General features: G+C 47.1%; 19 protein-coding genes. 6 read left to right on the top strand and 13 right to left on the bottom strand.

The window, feature by feature from the left end; all coding sequences use genetic code 11:
• The first annotated feature begins 409 nt into the window (after positions 1-409).
• Positions 410-1,360: an AAA family ATPase gene (locus tag C7R93_RS19545; protein WP_106840375.1), complete on the top strand. Its 951-nt coding sequence runs from the start codon at positions 410-412 to the stop codon at positions 1,358-1,360.
• A gap of 40 nt (positions 1,361-1,400) precedes the next feature.
• On the opposite strand, the gene C7R93_RS19540 is transcribed toward C7R93_RS19545, so the two are convergent.
• From C7R93_RS19540 to infC, 3 genes are read right to left on the bottom strand one after another with little or no spacing between them, the layout of a single operon-like run.
• Positions 1,401-1,586 (bottom strand): alpha/beta-type small acid-soluble spore protein, encoded by a 186-nt coding sequence (locus C7R93_RS19540; protein ID WP_106840379.1) that lies wholly within the window; start codon positions 1,584-1,586, stop codon positions 1,401-1,403.
• Entirely contained in the window at positions 1,538-2,302 is a 765-nt protein-coding gene (locus C7R93_RS19535; protein ID WP_106840374.1) for a DUF4184 family protein, read from the bottom strand. Before C7R93_RS19535 ends, C7R93_RS19540 begins: the two co-directional genes overlap by 49 nt.
• Positions 2,303-2,323: 21 nt before the next feature.
• Entirely contained in the window at positions 2,324-2,809 is a 486-nt protein-coding gene (gene infC / locus C7R93_RS19530) for a translation initiation factor IF-3 (RefSeq protein ID WP_106840373.1), read from the bottom strand.
• A 203-nt stretch (positions 2,810-3,012) separates the two neighbouring features.
• Between infC and C7R93_RS19525 the strand changes: the two genes are divergently transcribed.
• The 3 genes from C7R93_RS19525 to C7R93_RS19515 all read left to right on the top strand — a co-directional run bounded on the left by C7R93_RS19525 (position 3,013) and on the right by C7R93_RS19515 (position 5,304).
• Positions 3,013-3,480, top strand: coding sequence for a MarR family winged helix-turn-helix transcriptional regulator (locus C7R93_RS19525; protein WP_244191585.1), 468 nt, complete (start codon positions 3,013-3,015; stop codon positions 3,478-3,480).
• A 47-nt stretch (positions 3,481-3,527) separates the two neighbouring features.
• Positions 3,528-4,760 carry a multidrug effflux MFS transporter gene (locus tag C7R93_RS19520; protein WP_106840371.1) on the top strand — a complete coding sequence of 411 codons (1,233 nt, stop codon included), beginning with the start codon at positions 3,528-3,530 and terminating at the stop codon, positions 4,758-4,760.
• Between the two features lie 112 nt (positions 4,761-4,872).
• Positions 4,873-5,304: a VOC family protein gene (locus C7R93_RS19515; protein ID WP_088908030.1), complete on the top strand. Its 432-nt coding sequence runs from the start codon at positions 4,873-4,875 to the stop codon at positions 5,302-5,304.
• Between the two features lie 136 nt (positions 5,305-5,440).
• Here the strand turns inward: C7R93_RS19515 and hfq are convergent, their stop codons facing one another.
• The 10 genes from hfq to miaB all read right to left on the bottom strand — a co-directional run bounded on the left by hfq (position 5,441) and on the right by miaB (position 17,897).
• A complete protein-coding gene (hfq, locus tag C7R93_RS19510; RefSeq protein WP_007719110.1) occupies positions 5,441-5,680 on the bottom strand; it encodes an RNA chaperone Hfq in 240 nt (79 codons plus the stop codon).
• Between the two features lie 29 nt (positions 5,681-5,709).
• Positions 5,710-6,669, bottom strand: coding sequence for a tRNA (adenosine(37)-N6)-dimethylallyltransferase MiaA (miaA, locus tag C7R93_RS19505; RefSeq protein ID WP_106840370.1), 960 nt, complete (start codon positions 6,667-6,669; stop codon positions 5,710-5,712).
• On the bottom strand, positions 6,666-7,451 hold the full coding sequence (locus C7R93_RS19500; RefSeq protein ID WP_106840369.1) for a class I SAM-dependent methyltransferase: 786 nt from the start codon (positions 7,449-7,451) through the stop codon (positions 6,666-6,668). Before C7R93_RS19500 ends, miaA begins: the two co-directional genes overlap by 4 nt.
• 285 nt (positions 7,452-7,736) lie before the next feature.
• Entirely contained in the window at positions 7,737-8,933 is a 1,197-nt protein-coding gene (locus C7R93_RS19495) for a hypothetical protein (RefSeq protein ID WP_106840368.1), read from the bottom strand.
• A 128-nt stretch (positions 8,934-9,061) separates the two neighbouring features.
• Positions 9,062-11,137, bottom strand: coding sequence for a DNA mismatch repair endonuclease MutL (gene mutL / locus C7R93_RS19490; protein ID WP_106840367.1), 2,076 nt, complete (start codon positions 11,135-11,137; stop codon positions 9,062-9,064).
• A 24-nt stretch (positions 11,138-11,161) separates the two neighbouring features.
• On the bottom strand, positions 11,162-13,750 hold the full coding sequence (gene mutS / locus C7R93_RS19485; protein ID WP_106840366.1) for a DNA mismatch repair protein MutS: 2,589 nt from the start codon (positions 13,748-13,750) through the stop codon (positions 11,162-11,164).
• Positions 13,751-13,838: 88 nt separating this feature from the next.
• Positions 13,839-15,128 (bottom strand): putative amidoligase domain-containing protein, encoded by a 1,290-nt coding sequence (locus C7R93_RS19480; RefSeq protein WP_106840365.1) that lies wholly within the window; start codon positions 15,126-15,128, stop codon positions 13,839-13,841.
• 110 nt (positions 15,129-15,238) lie between these two features.
• The gene (locus tag C7R93_RS19475) at positions 15,239-15,799 is read right to left on the bottom strand and encodes an outer spore coat protein CotE (RefSeq protein ID WP_106840364.1); all 561 of its coding nucleotides are present in this window, start codon (positions 15,797-15,799) and stop codon (positions 15,239-15,241) included.
• A gap of 136 nt (positions 15,800-15,935) precedes the next feature.
• Positions 15,936-16,379 (bottom strand): YlbF/YmcA family competence regulator, encoded by a 444-nt coding sequence (locus C7R93_RS19470; protein ID WP_106840363.1) that lies wholly within the window; start codon positions 16,377-16,379, stop codon positions 15,936-15,938.
• A gap of 6 nt (positions 16,380-16,385) precedes the next feature.
• Positions 16,386-17,897, bottom strand: a complete 1,512-nt coding sequence (gene miaB / locus C7R93_RS19465; RefSeq protein ID WP_106840362.1) for a tRNA (N6-isopentenyl adenosine(37)-C2)-methylthiotransferase MiaB — start codon at positions 17,895-17,897, stop codon at positions 16,386-16,388.
• 400 nt (positions 17,898-18,297) lie between these two features.
• On the opposite strand from miaB, the gene C7R93_RS19460 reads away from it, so the two are divergent.
• Positions 18,298-19,545, top strand: a complete 1,248-nt coding sequence (locus tag C7R93_RS19460) for an S-layer homology domain-containing protein (protein ID WP_106840378.1) — start codon at positions 18,298-18,300, stop codon at positions 19,543-19,545.
• Between the two features lie 166 nt (positions 19,546-19,711).
• Positions 19,712-20,554, top strand: coding sequence for a lipoate--protein ligase family protein (locus C7R93_RS19455; protein ID WP_106840361.1), 843 nt, complete (start codon positions 19,712-19,714; stop codon positions 20,552-20,554).
• The last annotated feature ends 44 nt before the right edge of the window (positions 20,555-20,598 follow it).

Genomic DNA, 20,598 nt, shown 5'->3' with positions numbered 1-20,598 from the left:
ATATTTTACAGACTCCATTTCTGAATCAGAAGCACTTCCTTCAATTAATGAAGACGATCTTCTTGATGCAATCAAGTAGTTTCCCGAGGCACTTGTTTATCAGGTGCCTTTCTTATTCTAATAAATACATCATTTTAAAATAATTCGATCAACAATTCTTCTTTTCAGCACTTCTTTATGTTCATTGAGTGACTTTCCTGATTTTTACCAATGGTGCCTGAATCAGCGTCACCAGGACGAATTGAAACCCACTTTTTCTTTATTTGCCAATTTCGCCTGCTTGAATAACATCAATTTCACAAAAATCCACGTAATTACTTGTCCAATCCGATCTCTTGCGTAAAAATTGGCAGGTTTTCCGATGTCCCTGAGTATACTTTTTGTATGATGGTCAAGGCAGGTGAAACATGTGAAGCAAGCAGGAGCCATTCCTCAAACGGAGGTGCTCGAATCTTCAAGTAGTAATAATCGAATTCAAGTTGTATTCAATCGACCAGTAAGTGTTAAGCAGCTAAATACTTTACCTGAAATAGTTCGTACCACATCGAGTTCGAATTTAACAACTGTTTTTGAAGAATTAGAAAGCCTGATTGGTTTACATGAAGCCAAGAAGACGATTTATGAAATTTATGCGCTCATCAAAATGAATAAAGCAAGGGAACGACACGGGCTTAAAGTTGAGAAGCAAGTTTTCCATATGGTTTTTAAAGGAAATCCCGGTACTGGGAAAACAACAATTGCACGCCTTTTCGGAAAGATCTTTAAGGAAATGGGTGTTTTAACTAAGGGCCATCTAACCGAAGTTGAACGTGCAGATCTCGTTGGTGAATTTATTGGGCACACGGCACAAAAGACCCGCGAGCTTGTTAAGAAAGCTATGGGAGGAATCCTGTTTATCGATGAGGCCTACTCATTAGCTCGTGGCGGTGAAAAAGATTTTGGAAAAGAGGCTGTAGACTGTCTTACAAAATGCCTTGAGGACTTTGGCAATGATTTCGTCTGTATAATTGCAGGGTACAATGATGAAATCGATACATTCCTTGAGTTAAATCCGGGACTGCCTTCACGCTTTCCCGTCCACATCAACTTTGCTGATTATGAGGTGGATGAGTTGATGGATATTGCAAATGTAATGGCAAAGAACAAGGAGTATAGAATCTCTGCCGAAGCAAGTGAAAAACTGAGAAGAAGACTGCTAACAGTAACGAGCGATCCATTTCATGTAAATTTCAGTAATGCAAGATATGTACGAAACAATATTGAAAAGGCAATACGTGTGCAAGCCGTTAGATTGCTCAAAATTCCTGACCCAACCCGTGATGATTTAATGAATTTGAAGTCTGAGGATTTTTCAATTTAGAAACAATAAAATCCCTCATATTGAGGGATTTTGTATTATATTACCGAAACAATTGAGATTCTGCATATTGAACTAGACGCTTCGTCTTCTCACCACCCACAGAACCTTTCTGGCGAGATGAAGTATCTGCGCCAAGAGTAACAGCGAATTCCGATGCAATCTCATATTTAAGCTGGTCTAAAGCTGTCCGGGCTTTTCCATTCTGAGCCTGTCCAAAGCGAAGCAGAGCACTACGATTCCAAGCAGTGATCCCGAGAGAAACGGAACCACCTGCTGCAAAGGATGGACGAAGGGTGAAATTCCTTTTACCAGGAATGCGTGAAATATGACCGTCACGATACCAAACACCCCCACTCCGAACCAGAACAACCATTTTTCCAAGACAGGTACTTGTCTCATAGCGATCTGTCTATTTTTGTGCGCATTTCGCGCAATGACATACATAATGGCCAAGAAGCCGAAAAGGGTACTTCCGTGCTGTAGCAGCTTGTAAACAGGTACCTTATAATGGGCGACCGAGATGGATTGTTGTAGGAGCAAGAAGTGGTCAACCATGCGTCCACCGTCATGGGTAAAGGCATCCCATGCGATATGACTGAAACTGCCTAGTAACGCTGAGTACACAAACACAATTGCCGCTCGCCACGCTGGCATTCTGCTACCATTGTCTACGTAGTCCAGCCCTCGTCCAATCCACACTGGCAAACGCGCAAGCATCGGCTTTTTGACCACGTACTGGTACAAAAACGCTAATAGGATCGCGATAGGCAAATCAACCAGCCACAATCCGAGCATAGTGTGACTGTACACGCTGAATGGCTGCATCCGGAAGAAATACTCAAAATCGGGTGCCATACTGCCAAAAACGAGGGCAGAGAACGAAAACCACTTGCATTTGCGTAATGGCAATACAATAGCCGGATGAGCAAAAGTAAAAGGCATACGCTTACTCCCTTATCATGATTAGAGTGGCAATAGATTTGCAACTACCTGCTTGCCACTTACTTGAATCCCTTTGTCTTGTTTTCCACAATGAGTCAGTTCTTTGATGAGCTGCTCAATTAATCGCTTGGCTTCCTGACTTTCCTTTTTCTCCAGTTTTACAATCAGCTGCACGGCGTCCCCGGATGAAAGAATTCGTTCTGCCTGTCTTTTTTTCGTATCGTAATCATGGTCTTCAATGTAGGCACTTAGACGAATTTCTTTTACTTTTACGCCTTTTTCTGCTTTCCGGTTTTTGGCGTTTTCCTTGATGACCTGTTCCTTATAATTCGTTCGATTCACTAACTGACAAGGTGGCGGACTGGAAGCCAATGACATACATACCAAATCCACTCCCTGTTCTTTTGCCATTTGAAGCGCTTCTTTTGTGGAGACAATTCCGAGATCTTCCCCGTTTACTCCCATTAATTGTACGACTGCTGCTTTTATTTTTTCATTCAGGATCATCTTGAGTCTCACCTAACCTGTTCATTCAATTTTGGAAGGACATCATTACTTCTACAAAGGATGTAGTGTATCCTTCCAATGCTCGTGAATGCAAATCATTTTCATGACGAAGACCAATCGTTTTTGTATAATAGGACAAGGCATCAACTTACGGACGTCTTCAAACAGATTATTCATTAGCAAACTAACTAATTGGGGGTACTTTGGTGGAGTTCAGTTATTCAACCGCATTAACGCATTCTGCGTCGCATGTGATGAAAATGCATCGGCAAAATGTAGAATTTCTGATTCAAAAATACGACGTCTATCCCGGTCAGCCCATTCTCTTGATGCGCCTGACTGAAAACGATGGAATGATTCAAAAAGAATTGGCCCGAAGAATCGGAGTAAAGCCCGCTACGCTAACCGTCATGATTAATCGCATGGCCAAATCGGGACTTGTCGAGCGCAGAGCAGATGAACGGGACCAACGTATCTCCCGCGTATATCTTACCGACAAAGGTCGGCAGGCTACCAAGCATGTCAAAGAAGTATTACGCGTTATTGAGGAAAATTGCTTCAGTGGCTTCTCAGATGAAGAAAAGGATGTGTTGCGGGGCTTGCTCGATCGCATGCACAGCAACCTCCAAGCCTTTTACTTGCAAAATACGCAACCCACTTCTGACTTGTAAAAAGCTTCTTTCCTAGAAAAATAATGAGAAAGGTTTGACAACTTGCCGTGAATAATGTTGCAAAAGAACTTGATCCCTCATCCCTGACTGGCAATAAATCGCGCAGGCTGTGGATGGCTGCGATTCTCGGATCGCTTTCTGCGTTTGGCCCATTGTCCTTAGATATGTATTTACCTGCGCTTCCTATGCTTGCCGATGATTTGCAGACGAGCACCTCCATGACACAACTCAGTTTGACAGCGTGCATGCTCGGCCTATCCATTGGCCAATTGTTCGCGGGACCGATCAGCGACGTACGCGGTCGAAGAATTCCTTTGATTATCGGACTCATTTTGTATGCGGTCTCTTCCTTTTTGTGTGCGGTAGCTCCCTCTATTACTACGTTCGTCTTGCTTCGCTTCGTACAAGGTCTTGCCGGTTCTGCTGGAATCGTTATCGCCCGCGCTACGGTTCGCGATTTGTACTCGGGGACAGAGCTGACGAAGTTTTTCGCCCTCTTGATGCTTATTAACGGGATCGCTCCGATCGCGGCACCTATCGTAGGGGGACAAATTCTTCAATTTACTACCTGGCATGGCGTGTTCGTCGTACTGGGTCTGATTGGCGCTATTATGTTCCTCGTCGTGCTGACAGCCCTTCCAGAAACATTACCACAAGAACGCCGCTCCAAGGCGGGAATCGGCAATACACTGACGACCTTTGGTACCTTGCTGAAGGATCGCGTCTTCATGGGCTACGCCATGGCGCAGGGACTGGTGATTGCTGCCATGTTTGCGTACATCGCCGGTTCACCTTTTGTGTTTCAAAAAATATTTGAAGTGTCTCCACAAACGTTTAGTCTCATTTTCGCGATTAATGGTGTAGGCATTATTATTGCGAGTCAAATCACAGGAAAGCTTGCAGGCAAAGTGAAAGAAACTTCCATGTTTATTGCTGGTATTTCGATTGCAGGAGTCGGTGGTATCCTTCTTCTGGCGATGATTCTCCTACAAGCTGGTCTTATTGCGGTGCTCGTTCCCCTCTTCTTTGTCGTATCCAGTGTAGGGATTGTCGGCGCCACAGGATTTTCCCTTGCCATGCAAAATCAAAGCAAGGCGGCAGGAAGCGCATCTGCTCTCCAGGGGCTACTCTCCTTTATCAGCGGTGGAATTGTCGCCCCACTTGTGGGAATCAGCGGCGAACATACCGCAATACCAATGGGGATCATCATTGCTCTTTCTACGATCGGCGCCATTGTCTGCTACGTGGTCATGGTTCGCCGGAGTTCATCAACATCCTGATCATTTTGCCTCTTGCAAACATACGTTCTGTGCATTACAATCACATTATGGGTAATAATAGTAAGTGGACTTGGCAAGTTGGTCATATAAAAACCAAGGGAGATGTTGACTGATGGCATTGCGTTTGATTCCTTACATCGTTTTGAATGGTACTGCAAGTGAAGCAATTAGCTTTTACGAGCAAGCTCTAGGTGCTGAAGTGCTGTATAAGCAAACCTTCGGTGAAATGCCTGAAAATCCGGAGTTTCCATTACCTGAAGAAGCCAAAAATCGTATCGGACATGCTACTATTCGCGTCGGTGAAACGGAACTGATGTTTTCCGATACCTTTCCAGGACAACCGCATCAGCTTGGTGATCAAGTGACCATCTGCATCTCGACCGATGATAAAGAGCAATCTCATAAGATTTTTGATGCCCTGCAAGAAGGCGGTCAAGTGCTTATGCCTCTACAAGAAACGTTCTTCAGCCCAGCATATGGCAATGTGAAGGACAAGTTCGGAATCACATTCCAAATTTACACAGATAACCATTGCATGGAGTAATAGGAAAGCCCTGTTCGCTTTAACGGCGACAGGGCTTTTTCATTGATTCTTTTTGCGTTGATGGTATTTCCTCGCTCGCACCAAAAAATAAAAAGAACCAGGATCACATGTATCCTGGCTGTTGGTGTTGCTTCGCTTACTGTTGGTTGTTCTCCTGAGACATGAGTGATACAGGGCGTTGCGGAGTGAAAGTGGAGATCGCATGCTTGTATACTAATTGTTGCTTGCCTTCGCTATCAATCACAATCGTGAAATTATCGAATGCTTTAATATACCCGCGCAATTGAAATCCGTTCACAAGGTAAATGGTAACCGCGATGTTTTCTTTCCGCAAATGATTCAAGAACGTATCTTGAATGTTGATCGTCTGTTTCATGTACACTACCCCCTAAAAGGACTTGTATGTTATATATTCGGCAATTGTTGAAACTTTCCTGCCAATATTCGCTTGATAGTTTCCACGTTATTCCTCTGCTCGGCCGGATCGGTCATGTCAAACCATTGAATTTCTGCCATGCGACGGAACCAAGATAGCTGGCGTTTGGCAAAATGACGCGTTCGTTGCTGAATGTCGTTCACTGCTTTTTCTAGCGTGATTTCTCCATACAGATACGGGATGAGTTCCTTGTATCCCAAACCTTGCATGGAAACCAGTGACGCGTCGTAGCCAGCATCCAAGAGCCCCCTCACTTCCTCAACCAGTCCCGCTTCGATCATGAGTTCGACCCGGTGGTTGATTCGTTCATACAGCTTTGCGCGGTCCATCGTGAGACCGATCATCACCAAGTCATAGGGTGAATGCTGCGCCCGTAACTGAAAGTCGGACATTTTGTATCCGCTGCTTTCATAAATCTCCAGTGCGCGAATCACCCGCTTTACATCATTGGGATGCAAGCGTTCGGCTGTAATCGGATCGACATCGGCCAATCGGGCGTGCAGTGCTTCCACGCCTTCGCTGTCAGCCAATCTTTGCAGTCGATCACGCAGCTCAGGGTCTTGAGAGGTGGTGGAAAACTGAAATCGATGGGTAACCGATTCTATGTACAGACCTGTCCCGCCGGCGATAAACGGAAGTTTGCCACGTTGGTTGATGTCTGTAATCAACGATGCGGCACTTTCCTGAAACATCGCGACAGAATATTCTTCGTCTGGATTTTTAATATCAATGAGGTGATGCGGTATGCTCGCAAGCTCCTCAGATTCTGCTTTTGCGGTGCCAATATCCATTCCACGGTATACTTGCATGGAATCTCCGGAAATGATCTCACCGTCGAACTGTTCGGCCAGCTCCAGACTAAGCTGGGTCTTGCCGACCGCTGTTGGGCCAATAATCACGACTAGCCTTTCTCTCTGTTGCAAGGTCACTCCCCTCCACCTATCTCTTTGTAGCTGTACACGACCTGCTGGCCGCGGGAGCGAAACGGCGTAAAACCAAAGCGCTCGTACATCCTACCTTCTTTTCCTTCTTTCATTACCACACGTTTTCTCGCAACTCGCTGCGCTTCCAAGACAGCCTCCTCGCAAAGAGCATCTGGATTGGCGAGCTCTCGGACTCCGGCGATCCCCGACGAGCTTTGTACCGTTACTTCGAACATCGGATCGAAATAAACCACGTCGAAGGAACGTGCAGGCAGTCCTCTCAGTACTTCTAGATGGTTGCCACATCGCACCTCAATACGACGCATGGCTTGCTCCAGTTCTACCGCATCGGATGACCAGTGCCGCAGTCCATCTTCTACCAAGATGGCTAGCAATCGCTCAGATTCGATGCCAACGACTTTCCCATTTGCGCCAGTCGCATGAGAAAAGACTATAGCGTCAGCACCCAAACCCAAGGTTGCGTCCAGCACTTCATCACCTGGATGAATTTGGCAAGAAACAAGCATAGTATCAGTATCGCCGCGCATGAGCCGCTTTATACGAAAAGCGGCTGTGTTCGGATGAAAAAAGAAAGGTTTTTTCCCCGGCACTTCTAGACGCGCTCCGAGAGCGGACACCACCAATACTTCTTCTACCCCATATCGCTTGCGCATTTGACCCAATGAAAAATCTCGCCGATTCACAACCTGTAGCCCCAATGTACTAGCCAATTCAGCTGCATGACGCAAGGTTTCTTCACCAGGCTCAAGTCCTGTTGTAACAATCACGCCTTTGTTCCCTTCCTTACGTCTTCGCCCCTTTTGACAAGAACTGCTGTTCTAGAAAAACGACTCGACGGTTTTTACATAAACGGTAATGATCATATTATTGTAAGCAGGATTAATTTGCCGGTCAAATAGAATCTGAACCAAACTGCTTTCCTCTTCGCTATGACAATCATACCATTTTTTATGAAAGCGCGTCGGGCTGTAGTATGATTTTCCAGTCCATCCATTCCATCCATGTGAACAAGACCCGCGAAGTTCCGTGGGTCTTGTTTATTGAGAGCAGATTTACTCCTCTATGGTAAGGTTCGCCTGTCTGATCCAGTCCAGCCTGCGGTTATTTAACAAACCGAGATTGTAATAGGTAATCGATTGAGCACCTGCGTCCACGGCAGTTTTCACCCTCGCTGCCAGCTCGACTGCTGACTGGATTTGGCTATGATGCAGGGAGAAGGCTGCCCCCAACGTTGCTTCTGGGGCTACCAGCTTGATCGCATGAAACGTATACGCCACCTCATCGACACTTCCTCCATAGGCGAGCGGAACAAGGCGATCGAGTGTAGCCGCAGCTTTTCGCAACGAAACCCCTTCCAAATAAGACTGATTCACAAAAAACGGGGTTGAGGACGGAAAGCCATCCAGCGCAATCCCCTTACTCTGTGCGATTTCCTTCAAGCTCCTCCATAACATGTCTACCACTTCCAGACAGGATTGCTGATAGTGATACAATTCCGGGTATTCCACCAGCAAAAAGGCAATCTCTCTCGCTTCTGCGGATACTTGCGAGATAGAATCGGCTTCCACCATCTGACTGACTAGCCTCGATACAAGCAGTCGGACTGCTCCTACATCGATTTGCTTCGATTCAGCACGCTCCGTACATGCCCCACAAAAACAGAGCGAGAGTAACCATTGCAGTGATTCTCCTAACGGTAGGAGGCATACTTCATGATGCTCGCCATGCTTCATCGGTAAAAAGGCGGTCGCTTCGATCAAGATCCGCTCTGGCTTGACCTGCTCCAGCGTATCTGTAAAAAGTGCCTTGGCGTAATGCTGAACCTCAGGCTGCGATGGACATAGCGCGTATGTGTATGTATCCCCCCAAATGTTTTGCACACAGAGATCTGGATGAGCCAAACCAAGCGTAGAATTATGAAGGCCAACCCACCATGTATGAAATCCGATTCCTGCCTGCTCACAACCTTCTTTCGTTTTGGCAAGAATGCCTGCTTGCGCTATTTGTTCATGTACGGTTGGGCGCAAACGGTTGTACTTCGACCATTCCGGCGTAAACGATACTCCAGAAAACGGCAGCCTGCGAAACGTTTTGCTTCGCGGGTGAAAAAATCTCCCCTGATGGTAGCTGCTATTGACCACTGCTGTATTGCATTTGGCTGCTTGCAATGTTTGCATCACAGCTTCGATACCACCCTCAGCTATATCCCACGGATAAATAAACATCCCCGTTTGGCGTAATGAATTCATCTTGTTTCACCTCGTTTTTGCAAGTAATCATAAGTCAGTGTTTGTCTAAAATCAATCTTGATTTTCGAATTTTCTGAATAAACCACAACGAAGAAACACCCCCAAGGAAGTGTCCCTGGGAGTGTCTATTACATCACACGCTTAAACATTTTTTCTAAGTCATAACCAGAAAAATGAATCACAATCGGCCTGCCATGCGGGCACGTATATGGACTGCTCGTATTGCGCAGTTGGTTCAGCAAGCTTTCCATCTCTGCATGCGTCAGGAAGCGGTTCGCTTTAATCGATGCTTTGCAGGACATCATGATGGCAGCTTTCTCGCGCATCAGCACGACATTGGCTTGGGCGTTTTCTCCCGTTTCCAGTACAAACTGAATGAGCTCCTCAATGACCTCCAGCTCCGCTCCTTCTGGAAACCAATGCGGATGAGCGCGAACGATAAAGGTCCGTCCACCAAACGCCTCGATCTCCAAACCAAACGACTGCAAAAGCGATAGTCGCTTCTCCAGTTTGCTTGCCTCTGCAGCCGTATACTCCACCGTATGAGGAAACAGCATGATCTGGCTGGAAATGACCTCTTCTGCAAGCTTGTCCATGAAATACTCGTAAAAGATCCGCTCCTGCGCGGCATGTTGATCGATCAAATACATCCCTTCGTCATTTTGCGCGACGATGTAGGTGCCATGTACTTGACCAACTGGGTACATAACGGGAACAGGCGAATCCGTCTCATTTTCAGTGGTAGCTTCCAAGAGTGGCGGTGATGGATCGGTACTTGCTGCGACTGGGTTGTCCTCGCTACTGATTTCAATAATGGAATGTTGAGCAGGAGATGGAGCCAGGGCAATGTCCAACTGTGACGGAAGCTTCGTCTCGTAAGGTTGGAGAGATTCCCTCGTGTCCTTTTGATCCAACAGAGTCGCCTGCACCATTTCATTCGGGAATACCTCTACTTTTGCAGACTCCAGCTTTTCATAGTTGGCAGAAGACTCCCTCACCGTACCGTTCTCAATGGATGGTGCGATAGGCGTCACAGTATCCACTTGCTTATTTGTCGTCTCCTGCTTGGCCATCCATTCCTGAAGCCGGGGACTCGCTGCTAATAAAGGCGATTGTGGCGTGTCAGGCTTGGTGATTTGCAGGTCGAACTGCGGTTGTACGACCTGCGTCACGACCTTAGCTTTTGGTTGTGTAGCCATGGGTCTGACAATTCCTAAGCCTTGTCGCAAAGTCTCTTTTACCGACTGTTCTATTGCACTGCACAATTCATCTTCTTTACTGAATCTTGCCTCTAGCTTGGCAGGATGCACATTCACATCGACCAGTGACGGATCCATCTCGATCTGTAGAGCCACAATCGGATAACGGCCGATGGGTAACAATGTATGATAACCCCGCATAATCGCATTATTGATCGAATAGCTGCGCACGTACCGACCGTTTACCAGCGTCGAAAGATACGAGCGATTCGCCCTTGTCACTTCCGTCTTCGAAAGAAAACCAGACCACTTATAGTCGAGGGTCTCCCCTGCAATTGGAAGCAATAGCTTTGCTACTTGCACACCGTAGATAGCCGCCATGACGTGCAGTAGCTTTCCGTCACCAGATGTTTGCAAGAGTGTTTTGCCGTTATGAGTCAGCAGGAAGGAGATCGACGGATGCGTGAGTGCCAGCCGGTTCACATAATCGGAAATATGTCCGACTTCCGTGGCGATCGACTTCATGTACTTCAAGCGCGCAGGTGTGTTGAAAAACAAGCTGCGTACACATACTTCCGTCCCTTTTACAGCGGCTTTATCGGAAATGGTACCGAGCTGCCCACCTTCAATCAAGAGATGAGTGCCTACCTCACTACTGGACGTACTGCTCGTCAGCTCCATACGCGAGACTGCAGCAATACTCGGCAGTGCCTCGCCACGAAAGCCCAGTGTACGAATGCGGAACAAATCACGAGCGTTGCTGATTTTACTCGTGGCATGACGTTCAAAAGCCAACTGACAATCTTCCCGATCCATCCCTTTGCCATTGTCAACGATCCGAATCATCTCCAGACCGCCTTCTTCTACATGGATCTCGATTGTCGTAGCACTGGCATCAATGGCATTTTCGACCAGCTCCTTGACAACCGAAGCTGGCCTTTCCACTACTTCCCCTGCAGCAATCATATTGGCGAGATGCTCATCTAACAATTGAATGCTTCCCATGAGTGCCTCCCCTCCGGACGAAACCTATCGCTTTTTCAATTGCTGTTTCCATGCATACAGCTTCATCATGGCGTCCATTGGCGTCGTTGAATTCAAATCCAGCTCGCGCAGTTCGGCCATAATCGCTTCTTCCTCCGCCGACGCAAACTGCATTGGTTCTTCACGCACCGCCGCAACTGGTGCCGTCCATAGCGATTCGAGCGACATTTGCAAGTCACTCGCTGCATTTCCATTCCCTGCATTTCCATTCGCCTCAAGCCCGGTTAAAATGCTGCGCGCCCGCTCAATAACCCAGGTCGGCATTTCAGCCAGCTCTGCCACATGGATTCCATAACTTTTATCTGCTCGACCTTCTTCAATTTTGTGGAGGAACAAGAGCTTTCCTTCCCGTTCTTCGCATCGAGCGTTGACATTCACGACACCACTCAACGTCTCTGCTAACCCGGTCAACTCATGGTAGTGCGTCGAGAAGAGTGTTTTGGCACCAATTTTTTGGCAAATGTACTCAATGACCGCTTGTGCAAGCGCCATTCCATCGTACGTCGAAGTTCCGCGACCAATTTCATCGAGCAGGATCAAGCTCTTCGCTGTCGCTTTTTGCAGGGCGTGTCTGGTCTCCAGCATTTCCACCATAAACGTACTGTGCCCACCTACTAGGTCGTCGGCTGCCCCGATCCGAGTAAAAATCTGATCGACAATCGCCAGCTTGGCCTGTTTAGCAGGGACAAAGCAACCGATCTGTGCCATCACCGTGATCAAGGCGATTTGTCTCATGTACGTACTTTTACCCGCCATATTCGGACCCGTAATGAGCAAAACTTGGCGATTGGTCTGATCCATCACCACGTCATTTGCCACATACTTTTCGCGCTCCAGAACCGCTTCTACTACTGGATGACGCCCTTCTGAAATGACATACTCGCCGCTTTCCACAAGCTCAGGGCGTATAAATCCGCGCTCGTCACTTACCGTAGCAAACGCCTGGAGAACATCGACAGATGCAATTCGCTCAGCGAGGTTCTGGAGTCTTGGTATATGCTTCGCGACTTCACTTCTTACAGCTACGAACAGTTGGTATTCCAACTCCATCATCTTTTCTTCCGCTTCCAGAATGAGGGCTTCGCGTTCCTTCAACTCTGGCGTGATGTACCGCTCTGCATTGGCCAATGTTTGCTTGCGCTCATACCGACCCGCCGGAACGTTTGCGATATTGGACTTCGATATTTCGATGTAATAGCCGAACACTTTATTGAAGCCAACTTTGAGTGAACGAATCCCTGTCGCTTCCCGTTCTCCTTGCTCCAGTTGGGCAATCCACGTCTTCCCTTCACGGCTTGCTGTATGGAGCTTGTCCAGGTACTCATCGTATCCCGTCCGAATCATTCCGCCTTCACGAACCGATATCGGGGGATCATCCACGAGTGCATGAGCCAAATAGTTGACGATATCCGTACACTCATCCATCCCATGCGCCAGTTCCATCAATACCGGGGTATTTGTTTGGATCATATACTGCTTCAGCTCTGGAACAGCTTCCAAAGACATCCGCAGCTGAATGAGATCTCGAGCGTTTGCATTCCCGTAGGAAATACGACCCGCTAGACGCTCCAAATCATAGACACGATCCAAGCAAGTCCGCAAATCGGAGCGAAGCAGCATGTCATCCTTCAAGGCCTCCACAGCGCTCAGACGTGCCTCCAACTGATCGCGACTGAGCAAGGGCCGCTCAATCCATCTGCGCAAAAGGCGACCACCCATTGCCGTTTGTGTCCGATCCAACAGCCACAAGAGAGAGCCTTTTTTCGTCTTATCGCGAATGGTCTCTGTCAATTCCAAATTGCGTCTGGAAAAGCCGTCCATTTGCAAATACTGCTTGGCATCGTACTGCTTCAACAGGCGCATATGGGCAAGACTGCGTTTTTGCGTCGTCCCTATGTAGAACAAGAGAGCGTTGACCGCCGCTCGCATGGACATATCCAAACCTTTTGCCTGCTCCGCATATTGACTATCCACCGCAAATGCATCTAGTTGGTGTGCGTCCACGATAGTAGATGGCAGTGCTGTCTTTGGCAAAACAGCCAGGCCAAAAAAGACGAGCTCCTTCGGGCGATATTGCAAGGCTTCATCCAGAACAGCATCTGCCTGTCCCACCAAAGAGGTAACGTAAAGCTCGCCTGTACTCATATCACACGCAGCAATTCCCGTCCGACCTTCTACCTGGGCCAACGCTGCCATGTAATTGTTTTCCTTATCAGTCAGCCATTTGCCTTCCATCATCGTACCCGGAGTAATGACGCGAGTCACTTCCCGGCGAACGACCCCTTTGGCTTCCTTTGGATCTTCGACTTGCTCGCAAACGGCTACTTTATGTCCTTTTTTCAAGAGCTCTGCAATATAGCCATCTGCCGCATGGTGTGGAACACCACACATTGGTATGCGCTCAGAACCACCACCCTCACGTCCCGTCAGTGTAATTTCCAACTCACGGGACGCAAGGATGGCGTCATCAAAAAACAGTTCGTAAAAATCGCCTAAGCGAAAAAATAAGAAAGTATCCGGATAATCTTTTTTGATAGCCAGATACTGTTGAATCATCGGGGTATATTCAGCCATTGTTTTCTTCTCCTAGCCTACTCATTGTCGTCGCTATTATATCATGATTGTACGGTAATGTTGACCCTGCATCCAATGGTAGATCCGTTTATAGTAGCTTCCATGTCTTACGCAGGTCTTCATCCGTTATCCACGATTGGCTCTCGATTAAAAAAGAAAAGTACCGATCCAAATGTATTCGTGACAGCGAATAGCCTGGCAACTCTTTTAATTCTTGCCAGACTTGAGCAACGTACGGCAGGAGCTTTTTTTTCTCACCCTGGTAGTACGCTTTGATGAACGGGAGTTTTAGATGAGGCATCGCTTGTAGCTTCTCGTGATTGGTTGCAACCAAATGGGCCAAATGAAGAATACCGCGAGCGACAAGGGGATGAACGAGCCAACTGGGGAGTGTACGATATTCGAATCCATATTCCTTCTCTCTTACATCCCCTAAAAATCCATATCGCTCTCTGCGACTCATACACCCTGCATCCTCGATCAGAACAAGGGGAAGAGCCAAGTACGCATCCAACTTTCGCCGAAGAGAAAAAGTAGGTGTGAGCCCACCAAAATGAATATGCCCGCCGATTGGGTAACCTTTAAACGGCATTCCGCCAGCGAGCCATTCGATTGACGAGTTCCCTATTTTTTTGTAGGCGAGTGTCAGATTCTCGTAGATATGCATAAATAATTGATCGGGGTCCTCCGATGGCGCAGGTCTCAACTCTGCAACCGGGTGCTGATGGAGACCTAATTCTTCCCGATAGCGTGTCGTATCACAACCAACCGTACCATTGATGCTCAGGAAGTCAGAAGCAAGTGCCATCTCTCCAGTGGGCTTGCGCAAAGCAAACTCAGGATCAGCCCCCATGCTTTGCAGCTTTTGCGGTTGTTTGCCCATCCGACCTTCCCACCAATATCGTGCCCGCTGCATATATTCGTCAGCATGCTTGGCTGGCCAATTTGGTTCCACCTCGACGACCTTAAGTCGATGGGGAGAAGCTGCCATGACCGTCACTTGACCCGCATCAGCTCCTGCGGCATACAAACTACGCGCTGCCAGCCCTGTCACCACCAGAATTTCTGTTTCAGTGGAAGGCAAGGAAACGGAGTGCCACTCGGGCTCCTGTAGGCGGTGCAGCAGCCATTGCGATTGCTCCTCGCTCCGGGCGATATCAAGTACATGGTCTTGGTAAAGGCAGATCCTATATGTTCGCCAGCCCGGTCGCGCTGCTTTTCCTGTCGTTACAGGTATTCTCCCCTGCCGGAGCAACCAGCGCCCGATTTCAGGACGATGCAAATACGCTACGACTTCTTTAGCGTTGGCCGTCATCGGTTGTGTTGCTGGCGTTTCCTGCTTGTTCGCTCGCTGACTCGCCTTTGTGCGTAGAATCATGCCTTCCACACTCCCCCGCTATTCTTTTGTTATTTTATGACTACGCCCAGAAAAAAGTGTGAAGTGTACGCATCCGAAAAAAAGAAAAAAGAGGAGATAATTTCTCCTCTTTAGTCGAGCTCGTCGAGTAGCGTAGCGGAATCAAAGTCATCAAACTCGTCACTGTTATCTTCAAAGTCGTCAACCAGATGGAACTCTTTGTCATCACAACTATTGCAGACAACAACGCACACCTTTGTTTCTCCAATGACCTCTACTGCATATTCGCTTTCAACTCTGACTGTGATTGTGCCACCACCACTTAACTCCGCTTTTATGCACTTCGGTTGCTCCACGGCGCGTGCAACGATTTCCAGATCGCCTCTGCAGTTCTTGTCGAAGAACGTAAGCGGTACGAGTACGGAGAACTTAACAGTTTCCCGCTTGACTTCGGTTTGCGTGTTATTAGCAAACGAAAACCACAGGTTGACGTCATACGTACCAGATACTTCAACGGCATCTCCGACTTTCTCTGCTTGGAAGTTCGTGTTTATAATCCAGCATCCGAGGATCGTCGAAGGAGTTTGCGACGGTATGATGGTGTGGGTTGTAGTAGAAAATTTATGGCCTTTGCCGCAGACTGCTTTCGCGATAAGTTCCCGGCACTGTAGATCTTTGTCTATACCCGACATTTCGTTACCTCCTCCATACAACGTTTCTGTACATTTGTATGCAGGGCATTCGACTAGCGTGCAAACAACCACCTTATATTTGGGAAAGTTGTTGGGTATTCATCAAAACAGCGCCAGGAAGACTTTCTATCAAGAATTAGGAGCAGCAGCCGCCAGATTTTTTCTTCTCAGGACCGCCACCCGTCTCTCCAGTCAATGGGTTTCCGCCTGTATCCAAAATAATACGCTCCGAAACGGTGTTCGTGATCACATTCGTAACCATTTGCAAAAGATCGTTCACATCGACCTGCGATTGCTTGAATTCCGTCACGATTGGAATGGCATCCAATTCCTCATGCAATTGGTTGTACTCGTCTTCCACTTTTTTCACCAGTTCCGGCTTGTTGATGGATTCAAACATCACCATTTGCTTTTGCTTCTGCTTCAATGTATCAATCAAATCTTGCACCCGTTCATTGTGCTTGATTTGCAGTTCAGCACGTTTGAAGAAATCAACTTCATTCGTACGCGCGATCATAGCTGCCAATTCGCGAGCTTTATCGAGAATTTCTTTCTGTGTATATGCGTTTGTTTGTTCCATAATGACTTACACCTCAACTTTGGATACGAGCTCTCCGTGGAGTGTCCACGTTTTCGCATCTGTAATTTTTATGTGCACATACTGTCCGATCAAGGATTTGTCTCCGGTGAAATGGACCAACTTGTTCGTACGCGTACGACCCGCAAGCACTTCCGCATTCGTCCTCGATTCGCCTTCCACAAGTACCTCGACAACCTGATCCTGGAGTTTTTTGTTCTGCTCCAGACTAATGCGACCCAAGATTTCATTGAGTCGATACAAGCGGGCTTTTTTCACTTCCATCGGAACGTTGTCTTCCATGACAGCAGCCGGTGTACCTTCTCGCGGAGAGTAAATGAAGCTGTACGCAAAATCGTACTTTACCTCTTCCACCATCGAAATGGTATCTTCGAACTGCTCATCAGTTTCGCCTGGGAAGCCAACAATAATATCGGTAGAAAGCGAGACATTCGGGATTGCGTCCTTGATTTTGCGAACGAGCTCCAGATAATGCTCACGCGTGTATTTGCGCGCCATCCGCTTGAGTACTTCTGTCGAACCGGATTGGACAGGCAAATGGATTTGTTCCACCAGGTTGCCGCCTTTTGCCAGCACCTCGATCAAGTGGTCGTCAAAATCGCGCGGATGACTTGTCGTGAAGCGCACACGCGGGATATCGATCTTGCGGACCTCGTCCATCAGGTCACCAAAACCGTACTCGATGTCCTCAAAATCTTTCCCGTATGCATTGACGTTTTGTCCAAGAAGCATGATTTCTTTAAAGCCTTGGCGAGCGAGATCACGCACTTCCGCGATAACATCTTCTGGACGTCGGCTGCGCTCTTTTCCGCGCGTATACGGCACGATACAGTACGTACAGAACTTGTCACAGCCGTACATGATATTAACCCAGCCCTTGGTGTTTCCTTCGCGCAGCTTCGGCATATTTTCGACGATATCGCCTTCTTTGGACCAAACCTCAATCACCATTTCTTTGCTGAACATCGCATCGCGCAACAGTTCTGGCAGACGGTGAATATTGTGCGTTCCAAAAATCAAGTCGACCTGCTGGTAGCTTTTCAAGATTTTCTTGACGACTTTCTCTTCTTGGGACATACAGCCGCAAACACCGAGGATCAAATTCGGGTTGTTATTCTTAAGCCGCTTCATGTGACCGAGCTCTCCGAATACTTTATCCTCTGCGTTTTCGCGGATCGCACAGGTGTTAAATAGGATGACATCTGCATCTTCAACAGAATCAGAGGAGGTATAGCCCATTGCCTGCAAGATACCAGAAATCGTTTCCGAATCATGCTCGTTCATTTGGCAGCCATACGTACGAACGTGATAACGCTTTCCTTTTCCGATGCTCTGCATGTCTTCTGGGATATTAAAATCGTAATGGACTAAAATCTCTTCCTTACCGCGCTTTTTCGCATCTTTCAGAGAGGGGGCCTGGAAGTATTTCGCATAGTCTTCCGTTTTCTTTGGAGACTTAACGGATTTTAAGTCCACAGTCGCCTCTTTTGTTTCCTTCATCATGTATCACCTCAGCTAAAATCATCTACATAAGTAACCAATAAAGAATTATAGCATTTTGGGTGATACAAAAGCTAATGCTTAATAACCATAATGAGGCAAAATATGTACGACGTGTAATAGCAACTATCTGCTGAATGTAGGAGAGTGTCATCTCCCCCGCTAATTGGGCACTGCAAAAGCCAGTCTGGAAATATTGCCGATGAATGGCAGCATTCGCAGCCGCTTCAACGCTCTTTCAAATATGATCGACTCTGGCTTGGACACCCCTTCCAATCAAACAAGCATGAGCTTCCTCCGTCTTTTTTCCTATTTTCTTTTTCTCCTGCAACAATACAAGCCCACTCGCCGTCTGAATAGCAGTCAACAAAAACTACATTGCTATTTTGAGGAGGTCAACATGAAAAGAGCACTAGCCTTATTTTTGTCGGTGTTAATGTTCTTGACGGTTATCCCGGTCGTCGGTGCCGCTTCCACTCCTTCGTTCTCAGACGTTCCACGTAGCCATTGGGCATACAAGGAAATTACGGAGATGGCGGCAAAAGGGATCATCAAAGGGTACGACAATCGGACATTTAGACCGAACAATGAGGTTACCCGCGCTGAATTTGCCAAAATTATGATCGCAGCAGCAGATGTAGATATAAACAAACGCTACGTCGACCAAACCTTTAAAGATGTACCGCGTCATCACTGGGCATTTCTGTATGTAGAATACGCCAAGCCTTATTTGACTGGATACAAATCCGGGTCAACCTACACGTATAAGCCAGATCAAGCGGCAGTACGTGAAGACATTGCTGTCGCATTGGTACGCCTGTTGGGCTACGATCAAAAGTACAAAGCCGACTTGGATCAATTGAAAAAGTTCCGTGATTACGACGATATTTCGTCAGCTCTGCGTCCGTATCTTGCGATTGCGATCCAAACCGATCTGATGAAAGGGTACAATGGCAATTTCCGTCCACAAGATCCGATTACCCGTGCGGAAGCTGCTTCTTTGCTCTATCGCGCTATTTTGGATCGTGACGATGATGATGAGATCAAAATCGTTTTCCCTACCCCTGGTAAACCGCAACCTCAGCCAGAACCAGAGCGAATCAATATCAGCGACTCCTTCTCTGATTCCAAATTGAAAAACTGGAATACAGACAAAGCGACAGGAAACTGGGAGGTCGCTAGCAAACAAGTGACAGCTGAATCCGATGACGATGATCTGGATCACTACTTCCTGCCATTGAATTGGAATGAGTCTGACAAAGTTAAGAAATACGAATTGAGCGTCGATGTCAATGTCGTAGGCAGCGAAGGTTTAGGAGGCCTTTACTTCAACGGTAAAGACGGAAAAGCCAATGTTGTATTTGTCCAAAAAGATCGCGTTGTTTTAGGAAAAGTGAATGATGTCGAAGAAGACGATATTGACATCATTACTTCTAGCTCCTACAAGCTGAAATCCAGCAATCGCTTAAAAGTAGAAGTTAACGAGAACACTGTTTCCATTTACTTGAACGATCAATACTTGTTCGGTCAACAGTATGTGAAACAAGAAGGAACAAAGCTTGGTCTGTATCTGCAAGAAGAGGCAACTGAAAACGCGCCTCGCAAAACAACCTATCTGGACAATTTCTCCTTCAAGGAGACCAAATAAAGAACCATATTTTGACCCGACAAGCTATCATGGCCTGTCGGGTATTTTTTCACTCTGCATGTTATGTATGTTCTACCAAATGGAAAAAAGATAGCGAAAACGTAGAAATAAACGCATTTCAGATGTATAATGGTAGCTATTCTTGTCCTGTTGAAGGGGTCTTTCTATGTCATTTTCTGTTAATCAGCCATTTCGCTGGATGGACTCCGGTACTTACCAGGATAGTCCACTTGAGCCTTTAATCCGGGATGAAGCGTTGGCAGCCAGTATGAATTCAGAATCAGCTAGCCCTGTCATTCATCTCTGGGTGTACGATCAGGCGCTGTATCTCGGACGCAGAGACGCCAAGCTTCCTCATCTACAGAAAGCCTTGCGTAAGTTCGGTCAAGATGGCTTTGGTTGTGTTCTTCGCTCTTCTGGTGGAGCTTGTGTTCCGCTTGATGCTGGCGTACTCAATATGGCTTGTTTATTGCCTGACACTTCGATTTCGATTGACTCCTTCTTCTCGTTTGTAGCCCAGCTTCTTGATGTGGGCCTGCGTGATTACGGGAAGCTGGAATTTGGAGAAGTGACAGGCTCCTACTGTGCAGGGGAATACGATTTTTCCATTCACGGTAAAAAAATCGGAGGTATGGCACAAAGACGCACGCGACACGGCTCTATTTTGCAGTTGTGCATCAACGTCGACGATCGGCCAAGAGGGGAATGGATGGAGCGCTTTTACCATCTCGCCGGTTTGGATGAAATGCAAAGCCATAAGCCAATTCCTTCCATCGATGCTTCAACAGTTGGCAGCATTGCGAGTTTGACTGGAAAATTGGCAACCATGGATGATGTAAAAACACGTCTATTGGAGGCAATCCGTTCGGAGTGGGCTGTATCACCTACCCCCTTTTATGTGCAAAATGAGTTAGTGACAGATTCGAGGCACCATTTGTCGCAACGATTACACTTATTTTCTTATACCGCAAAAGAACTGGCCGCACCTGACTGGCACTTACCCGAATAACGGGCATTTTACCTGCTTTTGATTCTCCAGGTGCTGCCGGTAAA

Origin of the sequence: Brevibacillus fortis (assembly GCF_003013395.1) — a bacterium.
In the GTDB taxonomy this organism is placed as follows: domain Bacteria; phylum Bacillota; class Bacilli; order Brevibacillales; family Brevibacillaceae; genus Brevibacillus; species Brevibacillus fortis.
The sequence above is the reverse complement of the archived record's forward strand: the minus strand, read 5'-3'. Positions and strand labels throughout refer to the sequence as shown.

What these genes read in the sequence shown, in the direction of transcription:
- hfq (WP_007719110.1), bottom strand. Translation starts at nt 5,680, where the DNA reads ATGAAACAGACGATCAACATTCAAGATACGTTCTTGAATCATTTGCGG.
- C7R93_RS19455 (WP_106840361.1), top strand. Translation starts at nt 19,712, where the DNA reads ATGTCATTTTCTGTTAATCAGCCATTTCGCTGGATGGACTCCGGTACT.
- C7R93_RS19535 (WP_106840374.1), bottom strand. Translation starts at nt 2,302, where the DNA reads ATGCCTTTTACTTTTGCTCATCCGGCTATTGTATTGCCATTACGCAAA.
- C7R93_RS19470 (WP_106840363.1), bottom strand. Translation starts at nt 16,379, where the DNA reads ATGGAACAAACAAACGCATATACACAGAAAGAAATTCTCGATAAAGCT.
- miaB (WP_106840362.1), bottom strand. Translation starts at nt 17,897, where the DNA reads ATGAAGGAAACAAAAGAGGCGACTGTGGACTTAAAATCCGTTAAGTCT.
- mutS (WP_106840366.1), bottom strand. Translation starts at nt 13,750, where the DNA reads ATGGCTGAATATACCCCGATGATTCAACAGTATCTGGCTATCAAAAAA.
- C7R93_RS19475 (WP_106840364.1), bottom strand. Translation starts at nt 15,799, where the DNA reads ATGTCGGGTATAGACAAAGATCTACAGTGCCGGGAACTTATCGCGAAA.
- C7R93_RS19495 (WP_106840368.1), bottom strand. Translation starts at nt 8,933, where the DNA reads ATGAATTCATTACGCCAAACGGGGATGTTTATTTATCCGTGGGATATA.
- infC (WP_106840373.1), bottom strand. Translation starts at nt 2,809, where the DNA reads ATGATCCTGAATGAAAAAATAAAAGCAGCAGTCGTACAATTAATGGGA.
- C7R93_RS19480 (WP_106840365.1), bottom strand. Translation starts at nt 15,128, where the DNA reads ATGATTCTACGCACAAAGGCGAGTCAGCGAGCGAACAAGCAGGAAACG.
- C7R93_RS19460 (WP_106840378.1), top strand. Translation starts at nt 18,298, where the DNA reads ATGAAAAGAGCACTAGCCTTATTTTTGTCGGTGTTAATGTTCTTGACG.
- mutL (WP_106840367.1), bottom strand. Translation starts at nt 11,137, where the DNA reads ATGGGAAGCATTCAATTGTTAGATGAGCATCTCGCCAATATGATTGCT.
- C7R93_RS19515 (WP_088908030.1), top strand. Translation starts at nt 4,873, where the DNA reads ATGGCATTGCGTTTGATTCCTTACATCGTTTTGAATGGTACTGCAAGT.